Source organism: Celeribacter sp., from assembly GCF_048261515.1.
GTDB lineage: Bacteria > Pseudomonadota > Alphaproteobacteria > Rhodobacterales > Rhodobacteraceae > Celeribacter.
In genome coordinates this window covers 62,622-75,619 of record NZ_JBLXFZ010000004.1, presented here as the reverse complement: position 1 = coordinate 75,619, position 12,998 = coordinate 62,622, and the positions used below count along the sequence as shown (strand labels likewise).

At 59.9% G+C, this 12,998-nt stretch carries 11 protein-coding genes and 1 tRNA gene; 7 read left to right on the top strand and 5 right to left on the bottom strand.

What is annotated here, in order from left to right:
* The first annotated feature begins 148 nt into the window (after positions 1–148).
* The 3 genes from ACN0SC_RS08880 to ACN0SC_RS08870 all read left to right on the top strand — a co-directional run bounded on the left by ACN0SC_RS08880 (position 149) and on the right by ACN0SC_RS08870 (position 2,761).
* Entirely contained in the window at positions 149–1,711 is a 1,563-nt protein-coding gene (locus ACN0SC_RS08880; protein ID WP_417249314.1) for a bifunctional metallophosphatase/5'-nucleotidase, read from the top strand.
* Positions 1,712–1,787: 76 nt separating this feature from the next.
* The gene (locus ACN0SC_RS08875; RefSeq protein WP_417249313.1) at positions 1,788–2,093 is read left to right on the top strand and encodes a DUF1992 domain-containing protein; all 306 of its coding nucleotides are present in this window, start codon (positions 1,788–1,790) and stop codon (positions 2,091–2,093) included.
* A complete protein-coding gene (locus tag ACN0SC_RS08870; RefSeq protein WP_417249312.1) occupies positions 2,093–2,761 on the top strand; it encodes an SOS response-associated peptidase in 669 nt (222 codons plus the stop codon). The genes ACN0SC_RS08875 and ACN0SC_RS08870 overlap by 1 nt, the downstream gene beginning before the upstream one ends.
* A 14-nt stretch (positions 2,762–2,775) precedes the next feature.
* On the opposite strand, the gene ACN0SC_RS08865 is transcribed toward ACN0SC_RS08870, so the two are convergent.
* Positions 2,776–2,849: transfer RNA gene (locus ACN0SC_RS08865), tRNA-Gly, on the bottom strand.
* A gap of 339 nt (positions 2,850–3,188) precedes the next feature.
* Between ACN0SC_RS08865 and ACN0SC_RS08860 the strand changes: the two genes are divergently transcribed.
* The gene (locus ACN0SC_RS08860) at positions 3,189–4,661 is read left to right on the top strand and encodes a UbiA family prenyltransferase (RefSeq protein ID WP_417249311.1); all 1,473 of its coding nucleotides are present in this window, start codon (positions 3,189–3,191) and stop codon (positions 4,659–4,661) included.
* Positions 4,662–4,707: 46 nt separating this feature from the next.
* Here the strand turns inward: ACN0SC_RS08860 and ACN0SC_RS08855 are convergent, their stop codons facing one another.
* The 4 genes from ACN0SC_RS08855 to ACN0SC_RS08840 are packed head-to-tail and all read right to left on the bottom strand — an operon-like array spanning position 4,708 to position 8,672.
* Positions 4,708–5,445, bottom strand: coding sequence for a peptidase (locus ACN0SC_RS08855; protein WP_417249310.1), 738 nt, complete (start codon positions 5,443–5,445; stop codon positions 4,708–4,710).
* Between the two features lie 60 nt (positions 5,446–5,505).
* A complete protein-coding gene (locus ACN0SC_RS08850; protein ID WP_417249309.1) occupies positions 5,506–6,303 on the bottom strand; it encodes a transglutaminase family protein in 798 nt (265 codons plus the stop codon).
* 4 nt (positions 6,304–6,307) lie between these two features.
* The gene (locus ACN0SC_RS08845) at positions 6,308–7,249 is read right to left on the bottom strand and encodes an alpha-E domain-containing protein (protein ID WP_417249308.1); all 942 of its coding nucleotides are present in this window, start codon (positions 7,247–7,249) and stop codon (positions 6,308–6,310) included.
* Between the two features lie 4 nt (positions 7,250–7,253).
* Positions 7,254–8,672: a circularly permuted type 2 ATP-grasp protein gene (locus ACN0SC_RS08840; protein WP_417249307.1), complete on the bottom strand. Its 1,419-nt coding sequence runs from the start codon at positions 8,670–8,672 to the stop codon at positions 7,254–7,256.
* 338 nt (positions 8,673–9,010) lie between these two features.
* Here ACN0SC_RS08840 and chvE point away from each other — a divergent pair, with 338 nt between their 5' ends.
* The 3 genes from chvE to mmsB all read left to right on the top strand — a co-directional run bounded on the left by chvE (position 9,011) and on the right by mmsB (position 12,979).
* The gene (gene chvE / locus ACN0SC_RS08835; protein ID WP_417249306.1) at positions 9,011–10,063 is read left to right on the top strand and encodes a multiple monosaccharide ABC transporter substrate-binding protein; all 1,053 of its coding nucleotides are present in this window, start codon (positions 9,011–9,013) and stop codon (positions 10,061–10,063) included.
* A 153-nt stretch (positions 10,064–10,216) separates the two neighbouring features.
* Positions 10,217–11,752, top strand: coding sequence for a multiple monosaccharide ABC transporter ATP-binding protein (gene mmsA / locus ACN0SC_RS08830; protein ID WP_417249305.1), 1,536 nt, complete (start codon positions 10,217–10,219; stop codon positions 11,750–11,752).
* A 12-nt stretch (positions 11,753–11,764) separates the two neighbouring features.
* Complete coding sequence (gene mmsB / locus ACN0SC_RS08825) at positions 11,765–12,979, top strand: multiple monosaccharide ABC transporter permease (RefSeq protein WP_417249304.1); 1,215 nt, start codon at positions 11,765–11,767, stop codon at positions 12,977–12,979.
* Positions 12,980–12,998 lie beyond the last annotated feature (19 nt).

Sequence of the window (12,998 nt, the reverse complement as noted above, 5' to 3'; positions counted from 1 at the left end):
TCTGCGTCAAGCGGGAAGGTGAAGGGTGACGAAATGCCCGTCAAATGAGCGTTACGTTGCGAAGATAGGGCATGGGTTGTGCGGAATCTTTGACTTCGCGGTAAAAGATTTGCAGCATCACTGTAGAAACACAATCAGGGGGGCAATCATGCTCAAGAATATTCTCGCAACCTCCGTCGCTTTGTCCGCGCTCGCAGGCGCGGCTTCGGCGGATTACACGCTCCACGTCATCCACATCAACGACCTGCACAGCCGTCTAGAGCCGATCAGCAAATATGACTCGACCTGTTCGGAAGAGGACAACGTCGCGGGTGAGTGCTTCGGCGGTGTTGCGCGCGTGATCACCATGATCAACCAGCTGCGCGACGAACTTGATGGCGAAAACGTCATCGTTCTGGATGCTGGCGACCAGTATCAAGGCTCGCTGATGTACACGACCTATAAGGGCGATGCTGAAATCGAGTTCATGAACAAGATCGGTTTCGACGCGATGGCCGTTGGCAACCACGAGTTCGATGACGGCGACGAGGGTCTTCTCAAGCTGCTGGACAATGCCGAGTTCCCCGTCCTTTCGGGCAACCTCGATGTGTCTCAATCGAACCTCCTCGCGGGCAAGCTCAAAGATACTGTCGTGCTCGACGTGAACGGCGAAAAGGTCGGCATTGTCTCCGCGCTTGCCGTCGATACGCCCGAGACCTCCAGCCCGTCCGATGCGGTGATTTTCTCCGACGAGATCGAGAACCTCCAGCATGATGTTGATGCGCTGACGGCCGAAGGTGTGAACAAGATCATCGCTCTCAATCACGTCGGCGCGAACAAGGACATGGCAATCGCGGGTGCCGTGGATGGTCTGGACGCGGTCGTCGGCGGTCACTCCCACACACTGTTCTCCAACGAAGAGGGTGCGCCCTACGCCTATCCCACCATGGTCGATGGAGTGCCCGTGGTGCAGGCCTATGCCTTCTCCAAATACGTCGGCCACCTGACGCTGGTGTTCGACGACGAGGGCAATGTCACCTCCGCTACGGGTGACACCATTCTGCTCGACGCCTCCGTTGAGGAAGATGCCGAGGTTAAGGCCCGTGTGGCCGAGCTTGCGGGCCCGATCGAAGACATGAAGTCCCAGATCGTTGCCGAAGCCGCTGCCGATATCGACGGCACGCGCGAGAGCTGCCGCTTGCAGGAATGTCAGATGGGCACGCTTGTTTCGGACGCTATCCTTGATCGCACCAAGGATCAGGGTGTGGAAGTTGTGATCCAGAACGGCGGTGGCCTGCGCGCCTCTATCCCTGCTGGTCAGGTGAGCATGGGCGACATCATCACCGTTCTGCCCTTCCAAAACACGCTGGCCACATTCGAGGTGACGGGTGAGACTCTTCTGGCTGCACTTGAAAACGGCGCGTCTCAGATGGAAGACGTTGCAGGTCGTTTCGCGCAGGTCGCGGGCATGTCCTACACGGTTGATCCGTCGGCGGAAGTCGGCAGCCGCATTTCCGACGTGATGGTCGGCGGCGAGCCTCTGGAGATGGATCGTGTCTATCTCGCCGCGACCAACAACTACGTGCGTAATGGCGGTGACGGCTATTCGATGTTCGAAGATGCAAACAACGCCTATGACTACGGCCCCGATCTGGCCGATGTTCTGGCCGAGTATCTGATCGCCAATGCGCCCTACACGCCCTACACGGATGGCCGCATCACGGTGAAGTAAAGGCCGTACCCTTTCGTAACACAGAGGCCTCCGCTATAGTGCGGGGGCCTTTTTCATTCGGACCACGGGTTTGCACATGGACCATCCATTGATTGACCTTATCAGCGCCCAAGTCGCCGAGGCCGAGCGGCGTGGTGAGTTTGATAACCTGCCTGGGGCGGGCAAGCCCTTGCCGAAGGTCGATGATCCAGAAAACGCGCTTCTTAATCGCATTATGCGCGAGAATGGTGCCGTGCCCGAATTCGTCACGCTTTCGCGCGAGTTGGAACGTCTGCGTGAGGAATTGCGTGCGACAGGGGAACCAACCCGCCGCACCGAGATCATGAAAGAAATGTCGATGATGGATGCGAAAATCGAACTGGCGAAAAAAGCCTACCGCTGATGTGTGGGCGCTTTGCCATTACGCTCCCTGATGACGCGATGGCGCAGCTGTTTGCCGCCGCGCCGGCAAATGATCTGCCGCCTGTTCCCAACTATAACGTCTGTCCGACAACGAAAATCCACGTGGTGTTTTCCGAGGACGGCCAGCGTCGCCTCGTTCCCATGCGTTGGGGCTTCATCCCGCATTGGTATAAGGCGCCGAATAACGGGCCATTGTTGATCAATGCGCGCGCCGAGACCATTGCCGAAAAGCCAGCCTTTCGCGCGGCCTGCCGCGCGCGGCGGTGCCTTATTCCTGCCGATGGCTTCTACGAGTGGTATCGCCCTGAGGGCATTGAGAAGCAGCCGTGGTTCATCCGTCCCGTGGGGGAGGGGCCGATGGTCATGGCGGGGATTTGGCAGGACTGGGAGGCGGACGGCACCCGTGTCCGAAGCTGTTCCATCGTCACGACAGAGGCAACGCGCGGTCAGATGGCCGACATCCACCACAGAATCCCCGTGCTGCTGGGCGCGGATGACTGGGGTAAGTGGCTTGGTGAAGAGGGGCATGGCGCCGCGACGCTCATGCGGGAGGCCGATCCCGAAACCCTGCGCTTTTACAAGGTCGACAAGGCCGTCAACTCAAATCGCGCACAGGGGGCGGAGCTGATTGAGCCTGTTGACGATTAAGGGATTGGGGGGAATGGAGCGGGTGACGGGAATCGAACCCGTATCATCAGCTTGGAAGGCTGAGGTCTTACCATTACACAACACCCGCGTTGCGGTGGATTGACTACGAGACCGCGCGGCGAAGGTCAAGGCGATTGTGGCATCCTTTGCGCGACGAAAAGGCTTCCGATCTCGCGGGCTATGATATCAGGCCGCGTATCGCGGTGCATCTGTTGGCGTTTCGCCCGTTTTCCCCGCGCGTGGCGGATTTGCCTGATTGTGCGGCGACACGGGGGCATGGCCTATGTCAGTGGAGGACAGGCGGAGGAAAGCTTGCTATACAGGGCGCAGATAGGATTTACTGGCGGTACCATTGCGAAAAGACAATGGATCGCTAAGTTGCTACGCCCGTTTCGAGCGCGGCACATGAGGCATACGAGGGCATCGCGTGAGTAAGACAAGCACGCCGACGAGCGGCACAAAATCTCCCAAACCCGCAACCGCGAAACCGGTTCTGGCGGTTGATCTCGACGGAACGCTGCTGCGGTCCGACATGCTTTACGAGAGTTTCTGGAATCTCGCCGCGAAGGACTTCCCGAAGGCCATGCGTGCTGCCCTGTCACTTGGACGGGGAAAGGCCGCGCTCAAGAGGGCGATCGCGCAGGATGCGCAGGTGGATGTAACGCTTCTGCCGTATAACGCCGAAGTCCTTGAATTTATAAAGACATGGAAATCAGACGGCGGCACGGTTGCGCTTGTCACCGCCTCCGATCAGGTACTTGCCGACGAGATCGCGGCGCATCTTGGCGTATTCGACGAGGTGCATGGCTCGGATGGCGCACGCAATCTCAAGGGGCCGAACAAAGCGGCTTTCCTTTGTGAGCGATACGGAAAGGGCGGGTTTGCCTATGCGGGCGATCACGCAGCGGATGTGGATGTCTGGGCCGAGGCGGCCCATGCGGTGACGGTTAATGCAGACGATGCGCTGCGAGGGAAAGCGGAGGCCGTGGCCTCTGACGTGACCCATCTTGGCCACCCGCCATCGACCGTGAAAGCGGCGGTTAAGGCGCTGCGCCCGCACCAGTGGATGAAGAACATTCTGGTCTTTATTCCCATGCTTCTGGCGCACAACATCACTTTCGGCACGGTGCTCACGGGCCTTTTGGCCTTCGTGGTATTCTCGCTGGTGGCTTCTTCGGTCTATGTGCTCAATGACTTGCTCGACCTTGATGCTGACCGAAATCACGCGCGAAAGTGCAAACGACCCTTTGCGGCAGGTGATTTGCCGCTGTCGTGGGGGACGGGTATGGCGACGGGGCTGCTCGCAGCGGGCGCTCTGTTGGCACTGCTTCTTGGTCCTGTCTTCTTTTTCGTCATGGCGTGCTACTACGCCGCGACGACTGCTTATTCCTTTTATTTCAAGCGCCGCGCAGTGGTCGATGTGGCGGCTCTGGCGGGGCTCTATACGCTGCGCGTGATCGCGGGCGGGGTGGCCATCGGGGTGCCTCTGTCGCCGTGGCTGTTGGCGTTTTCTATGTTTTTCTTTTTTGCGTTGGCGGCGGTTAAGCGGCAGGCGGAGTTGGTCGACAACCTTGCGGCGGGGAAGGTCAAGCCTACGGGGCGGGGGTATCGCAACGAGGATGTTGCGATCATGAGCCAGATGGCGATCGGTTCGGGATATGTCTCGATCCTGCTGCTGGCGCTCTACATGAACTCGCCCGCTGTCATCGAACTATACTCCAACCCACAGATTCTATGGGGAATTTGTGTGGTGCTGCTCTACTGGATCTCGCGGATCGTGCTTCTGGCCCATCGGGGTGAGATGCACGACGATCCGATCATTTTCGCGGTTCGGGATCACATCAGCCGTGTCTGCGGATTGATGGTTGTGGGCTTTGCGCTGGGCGCGTCGCTGACCTGACGGACGCGTCCGAAACGCGGTCTGCTATGTGTCGGACATGCGTCGGCTATTTGTCGGGCACGAAGCGCGGCAGGAGGTCGAGCGCGGATTTGAGCGCGTCCCCCCATCCTTCCGAGATTGTCTGGAAATAGGGGTCGGTCAACTCGATGCGTCCCGTGGGCCCTTTGCACAGGCTGTCGTTCTCGTAGAAATGGTAGTCGAAGGGCGCGCCGACCGTCAGGTTGGCCTTGAGCGTGCTGTCGAATGAGACCAGCAAGAGCTTCATCGCGTCCTCGAAATCCATCTTGGGATCGTAGGCGCGCACCAGAATGGGGCGACCGTATTTCATCTCCCCGATTTGGAAGAAGGGCGTGTCTTCGCCCGCCTCGATGAAATTGCCTTCTGGGTAGATCAGGAAGAGCCGCGCAGGGCCGCCCTTGATCTGGCCACCGAGAATGACCGTGGCGTGGAATGCGCTGTCGGCACGTTGTCCGCCTTCGGCATGTTCCGCGATCACCTCGCGCAGTGTGTCGGCCACGATACGCGCGGCCTGAAACATGGAAGGAGCGGCAAGAAGGGTCGGGTCACGATCCTCGGGCGCCTTGGAGCGCTCGTCGAGCAGCGAGATCAGCGCCTGTGTCGTTGCAAGGTTGCCCGCGGTCATGAGCGTGAGAACGCGCTCACCCTCAACTTCCCAGTGGGTCATCTTGCGGAAGGTGGAAATATTGTCGAGTCCCGCATTGGTGCGGGTGTCCGACATGAAGAGCAACCCCTTCTCCAGTGCCATTCCGACGCAATAGGTCATGTGCTGCGCGCTCCGCTGTGCAATCTCGATGGCCCCATTGGTCCGCTTTCGGGGCAGGGGCTACTGTTGGGCGACCTCGATATCGATCGAAAGGGATTCTCCCGCGCCGCCGATCCGTGTTCCAGTTACAGGGGCAGCCTCGGTATAGTCCAGCCCCGTTGCAACACGCACGTAGCGTGTATCGGGGGAAATTCCGTTGGCGACGTCGAAGGCGACCCAGCCCAATCCCTCGACATAGGCCTCCGCCCATGCGTGCATCGCGTCCTGTTCGATACGGTCGTCGAGCATCAGGTAGCCAGAGACATAGCGGGCGGGGATGTCGAGATCGCGGGCGCAGGCGATAAAGACATGGGTGTGGTCCTGACAGACGCCACGCCCTTCGGCCAACACCTGTTCGGCGGTCCAGTCGGCGTGACTGATGCCGACGACAAATTCCACCCGCTCGCGCACCGCGTTCGACAGGTTGTGGAGGCGGTCGAGCGTCTCGTCACCCTCAACGGTTCGGGCCAGCGCCCGCACACCCTGACCCGCACGGGTGAGTGGTGTTTGGCGCTGGTAGAGCCAGAGGGGGGCAGGGCCGAGGTGTGGACCGACCACACCGAAACCGTCGTTGATCTCGACGCGGCCTTCGCTTGTGACGATCAGGCGCTCGACATCGCGATCCGCGCCGATGAGTTCCACGGTGTTGTTGTGGTGATCCTCGAAGCTCAACTGCTTCTCGCCACCTTCGATACGGGTTTCCCATTCCAGCACCGTTTGCTGATGCGTCGATTTCGGCGTCTTGCGCAGCTGTTGCAGCGCATATGTCACAGGCCCCTCGAAGGTGTAGGTGGTGGTGTGCTTTATGGTCAGATGCATGGGATCACTCGTAGAACCTGTAGTCGATCTCGATCTGGTTTCCCAAAGTGCGCAGCGCGCCGAGAACTTTCTGAATATATTCGTGCAGCCCGAAATCCATGATCGCGTCGACATCATTGCCTAGAATGTCGCTCTGGAGTTGCCGCGCGAGGTCGAAGCTGTGCGGGGTCTGACCGTATTCATGGGACAGGTAGTCGAGGTTATCGGCGATCTTGGAGGCGCAGAAGGCGAGACTTCGCGGCATCCGTTTGTCGAGGATGAGGAAGGTAGCGATATCGCGCGGGTCGGTGGTGTTGCCGTAGGTCATCCGAAATCCGCCCTCGGCCGACACCGAGCGCAGGATGGTCTCCCATTGCACGTTGTCGAGCGAGGAGCCGACGGAGGAGACAGATGGAAGCAGAACGTAGTATTTCACATCGACGATCCGCGCGGTGTTGTCGGCGCGTTCAAGAAAGGTGCCGATCCGTGCGAAGTCGTAAATGTCGTTGCGCAGCATCGTGCCATGGGTCGCCCCGCGCACCAGCGCCGTGCGGCGGCGGATGAGGGAAAGCACCTCTGGCAGATCGCGCTCGTTCACCTTGCGTGCGAGCAGGTCGTGGACCTTCATGTAGGCCGCGTTCACCGCTTCCCAGACCTCTTCGGTCAAGGCCGTGCGCACCAGTCGTGCGTTCTGACGGGCGGCGGAAAAGAGCGAGAGGACCGAAGCGGGGTTGTCCTTGTCCCGCAGCATCCAGTTGATCACCGCGTCCTTCGTCACCTCGTCATGGGCCGCGTCATAGCCGTCGCAGACGGCGGCGGTCTGCATCACCGAGCGCCATTCGTTGTCGGTGGAATCGAGGCGGGTGAGGGCCATGCGCTGGCCTGTTTCGATCAGGCGTGTGGTGTTCTCGGCGCGTTCCAGATAGCGGAACATCCAGAAGAGACCGTTGGCTGTTTTTCCTAGCATTCCATCAGTCCTCCAGCACCCATGTGTCCTTGGTCCCGCCGCCTTGGCTGGAGTTCACCACAAGTGATCCCTTCTTGAGCGCGACCCGCGTCAGGCCACCGGGGGTGATCTTGATCCCTTCGGGTGAGACAAGCACGTATGGTCGCAAATCGACATGGCGCGGGGCCAGACCGCCACGGGTGAAAATCGGCACCGTGGAGAGCGACAGGGTGGGCTGGGCGATGTAGTTGGCAGGGCGGGCCTGAAGCTTCCTGCGGAAGGTGGCAATGTCCTTCTTGCTCGCGGTCGGTCCGATCAGCATCCCGTAGCCGCCCGAACCATGCACTTCCTTGACCACCAGATCGGCAAGGTTGTCGAGCACATAGGCCAGCGCGTCAGGCTCGGCGCAGCGCCATGTCGGCACGTTTTCGAGAAGCGGGCGTTCGCCCGTGTAGAATTCGACGATCTCGGGCATGTAGGAATAGATCGCCTTGTCGTCAGCAATCCCCGTGCCCGGTGCGTTGGCAATGGTGATGCCGCCCGCACGGTAGACATCCATGATACCCGGCACGCCAAGCTGGCTTTCGGGGTTGAAATTGAGCGGATCAATGAAGTCGTCGTCGATGCGGCGGTAAAGCACGTCGATGGGCTTGTAGCCTTGGGTTGTCCGCATCGCCACGCGCCCGTCGATGACGCGCAGGTCATGGCCTTCGACCAGTTCCACGCCCATTTGATCGGCAAGGAAGGCGTGTTCGAAATAGGCGGAATTGTAGATGCCAGGGGTCAGGACACCCACGGTGGGACGCCCCTCGCAATTGGGCGGCGCGCAGGCGGCCAGTGAGCGCAGCAGGTCGCGCGGATAGTTGGAGACGGGCCGCACCTTGTTGCGGGAGAATAGCTCGGGGAACATCTGCAACATCGTTTCGCGGTTCTCCAGCATGTAGGAGACGCCGGAGGGTGTGCGTGCGTTGTCTTCGAGCACGTAGAACTGGCCTGCGTCCGTGCAAACGAGGTCGATGCCGACGATATGGGTGTAGATGCCACCGGGCGGTGTGACGCCAAGCATTTGCGGCAGGAAGGCCTCATTGCGCGCGATCATCTCCTGCGGGATGCGGCCCGCTTTGATGATTTCCTGCCTGTGGTAAATGTCGTGAAGAAAGGCGTTGATGGCGCGCACGCGCTGTTCGATGCCGCGGCTCAGTTTCTGCCACTCGCTGCCCGAAATGATGCGCGGAACGATGTCGAAGGGGATCAGGCGTTCTTCGGCTTCGGCGCGTCCGTAGACGTTGAAGGTGATGCCCGTAAGGCGGAAGAGCTCTTCGGCTTCGCGTTGCTTTGCCCTTAACCGTGAAGGATCCTCGCCGTCGAGCCATGTGCTGAAGTTCTTGTAGGGGCCGCGTGTCTGTCCGTCTCTGCCCCACATCTCGTCGAAGATGTCGTCCATGTCCCCGCCGTTCGTCCCTGCGCCAGAGGTCGTTCTGACACATCCACACTGCGCAGGTGGGCGGGTTTGGTCAAATTATTAGCATGGATTTGGTAACTATCTTTGGCGCTTTTCGTAAGGTGCCTGTTTTTTGTGCGGTTGCGCCTCATGATTGGTCGGCGGGATTTGGGCGTTCGTGCGAGCAAAATAGATACCAAATACGACATGAAAACATGCCAAATGGTAACTTGACCATGATGTATGAGAAGTGTTTCCCTCATTGGTGCGCACAATGCGTTCGCGGCCTGATTCCGGCCTCGAAAGGAGCGGCCCGAAACAAGGGCCATTGGGAGGAAACTATGAAATCTATCAAATCGCTGGCGCTCGCCGCCGCACTCTCCAGCCTTGCCGTCGGTGCATTCGCTGACGGGCTAATCGGCATCGCCATGCCGACGAAATCCTCGGCACGCTGGATCTCTGACGGCAACTCGATGGTCGAACAGTTCACGGAAGCGGGTTACGACACCGATCTCCAATACGCGGAAGACGATATCCCCAACCAACTCGCGCAGATCGAGAACATGATCACCAAGGGTGTGGATGTGCTCGTGATCGCCGCCATCGACGGCACCACGCTGTCCAATGCGCTGGCCAATGCTGCGGCGGCGGGTGTGAAGGTCATCGCCTATGACCGCCTGATCCGTGACAGCGGCGACGTTGACTATTACGCGACCTTCGACAACTTCAAAGTTGGTGTGCAGCAGGCTTCCTCGCTCGTGAGCGGCCTTGAGAAGCGTTTCGGCGAAGGCCCCTATAACGTCGAGCTTTTCGGCGGTTCGCCTGATGATAATAACGCCTACTTCTTCTACGATGGCGCGATGTCCGTGCTGCAGCCGCTGATCGATGACGGCACCATCAACATCGTCTCTGGCCAGATGGGCATGGATACGGTCGGCACGCTCCGTTGGGACGGCGCGGTGGCTCAGGCACGTATGGATAACCTCCTGTCGGCGCATTACACCGACGCCACAATTCATGGCGTTCTGAGCCCCTATGACGGTCTGTCCATCGGCATCCTGTCCTCGCTCAAAGGCGTCGGCTACGGTTCTGGCGATATGAAAATGCCCATCGTGACGGGTCAGGACGCGGAAGTGCCCTCCGTGAAATCCATGCTGGCGGGTGAGCAATACTCCACCGTCTTCAAGGACACGCGCACACTCGCTGGTGTGGCCGTGGGCATGGCCGAGGCCCTTCTGGGTGGCGCCGAGCCCGAGATCAACGACACCACCACCTACGACAACGGTGTGAAAGTCGTTCCCTCCTATCTGCTTGAGCCTGTCTCCGTGGACAGCACCAACTGGGAAGAGGTTCTGGTCGGGTCTGGTTACTACACGATGGACCAGATCAAGTAAGTGATCCGCAACTGTGAAACGCGCCGTCCGCACCCACGCTTTGGGCGCGGGCGGTGTTCGTTCCCGTGATGCTCGCATTCGGGCACGGGGCATCTCCCTTCAAGGGGAGCAAGAACAACGGGGCGGCCACCGCCCCCACGCGAGGTTCAAAACATGACCACACTTCTGGAGATGCGCGCCATCACCAAGGAATTTCCTGGCGTCAAAGCACTCGACAAGGTGAACCTGAAGGTGGAAGAGGGCGAAATTCACGCGATCTGTGGCGAGAACGGCGCGGGGAAATCGACCCTGATGAAGGTGCTCTCGGGCATCTACCCCGAAGGCACCTACGATGGCGAGATCTACTATGAGGGGGCGCTGGCGGGCTTTCGCTCACTTTCAGATAGCGAAGCGCGCGGCATCGTCATCATCCATCAGGAACTGGCACTGGTGCCCGATCTGTCGATTGCCGAGAACATCTTTCTTGGCAACGAGCGCGCCGCGAGGGGCATTATCAACTGGCACGAGACCAACAAGCGCACCGAGGAGCTTTTGCGCAAGGTCGGCCTGTCGGAAAGTCCAACCACAACCGTCGACAGCCTCGGCGTGGGCAAACAGCAGCTCGTCGAGATCGCAAAGGCGCTTTCCAAGGACGTGAAGCTGTTGATCCTCGACGAGCCGACCGCCGCGCTTCAGGAAAACGACAGCCGCAAGCTGCTTGACCTGATGTTGGAGCTGAAGGCGCAGGGTGTGACCTGCATTATCATTTCGCACAAGCTCGGTGAGGTGCGCTACGTCGCTGACACGGTGACGGTGATCCGTGACGGGATGACGGTCTCGACCCATGAGGCCAAGGGGCTGAGCGAGGATGATATCGTGCGCGACATGGTGGGGCGCGACATGACACATCGCTTCCCCGAGCATGTTCGCACACCTGGCGAGATGTTGATGGAGGTCAGCAACTGGAACGTCGGCCATCCTGAACATGCCGACCGTCAGGTGATCCGCAACGCGTCCTTCAACGTGCGTGCGGGTGAGGTCGTGGGCATCGCGGGGTTGATGGGATCGGGACGCACCGAACTGGCCATGTCGATTTTCGGTAAATCCTACGGGCGGGACATTTCGGGCGAGGTGCGCCTGCATGGTAAACCCGTTGATGTCTCACGGGTGGATCGCGCGATTGACGCGGGCCTGTCCTATGTGACCGAGGATCGAAAGTCGCTCGGGCTGGTTCTGGACGAGACAATCCGTTTCAACACGACGCTGGCAAATCTCGACGCCGTGTCGTCGGGCGGCATTCTAAACCGCAACGAAGAGACCCGCGCCGCCGAACGCTACCGCGAGGCACTCAACACCCGCACACCCACGGTGTTCCAGCGTGTGATGAACCTCTCGGGCGGTAATCAGCAGAAGGTCGTTCTGGCCAAATGGCTCTTCACCGAGCCTGAAGTGTTGATCCTAGACGAGCCGACGCGCGGGATCGACGTTGGCGCGAAATACGAGATTTACACGATCATCAACGATCTGGCCGCGCAGGGAAAAGGCGTGGTCATGATCTCGTCGGAAATGCCCGAACTCTTGGGCATGTGCGACCGGATTTATGTCATGAACGAAGGCGCGCTTGTGGGCGAACTCACAGCCGCCGAGGCCAGTCAGGAGCGCATCATGTCGCTCATCGTGGCCGATGCCGCCGACCAAGCGGCCGAATAGGGAGAGCAGGGGATGGAACGAAACAAACCGATGGGCATCAAGGCCTATATCGCCGCGAATATGCGCGAATACGGATTGCTGTTCGCGCTGATCGGCGTGATGGCATTTTTCCAGATTATGACGAATGGGACGTTGCTCAGGGCGGTGAACATCACCAACCTGCTGCTGCAAAACTCCTACATCATCATCATGGCTCTGGGCATGTTGATCGTGATCGTGGGCGGGCATATCGACCTTTCGGTTGGCTCGGTCATGGGGTTTATCGGCGCTTTGGCCGCTGTGATGGTCGTGCAGATGGAGTTGCCCGTGGGCGTGGCCATCGTGATCTGTCTGATCGCGGGGGGGGTGATCGGCGGGGCGCAGGGCTATTGGGTCGCCTATTGGCGCATTCCGCCCTTCATCGTCACGCTGGCGGGGATGCTGGTGTTCCGCGGGTTGTCGCTATGGCTGCTGCAAGGCCAGTCGGTCGGCCCGTTCCCGCGCGAGTTTCAGGTGATCGCCAACGGGTTTGTCCCTGATATCTTCCCCGCAAGCTGGGGTGAGAGCATCGCGGCACTTACGGGGCAACGTCAGGTCAACGTGCTGGCTCTGGTCACGGGGTTCGTGGCGGCAGGTCTGGTGATTTGGCGCGGCCTGCGCCAGCGCGCCACGAACAAAGCCTACGGGATCGAGGACGAGCCACAGAGCTTCTTCGTCGCGCGCACGGCCATCGTGGCTTTTGTGCTGGTCTTCGTGATGTGGAAGCTGGCCACCTTCCGTGGCCTGCCCAACGTGCTTTTGACCATGGGCGTGCTGACGATCATCTACGCGTTCCTGACCGAGAACACCGTGATCGGGCGGCGGGTCTACGCGATGGGCGGCAATGAGAAAGCGGCCAAGCTCTCGGGGATCAAGACCGAGCGCCTCACCTTCCTCGCCTTCGTCAACATGGGCGTTCTGGCGGCGGCGGCGGGTCTCGTCTTTGCTGCGCGGCTCAACACCGCGACGCCGAAAGCGGGGTTCGCGCTGGAACTCGACGTGATCGCGGCGGTGTTTATCGGCGGCGCCTCCATGTCGGGCGGTGTTGGCACGATTGTCGGCGCGGTTGTTGGCGCTTTCCTGATGGGGGTGCTGAACAACGGCATGTCGATCATGGGCATCGGCATCGACTACCAACAGATGATCAAGGGTCTGGTGCTGCTCGCAGCGGTGATCTTCGACGTCTACAACAAGCAAAAGCAGGGCTGATACAGCCCGCCTTTACGAG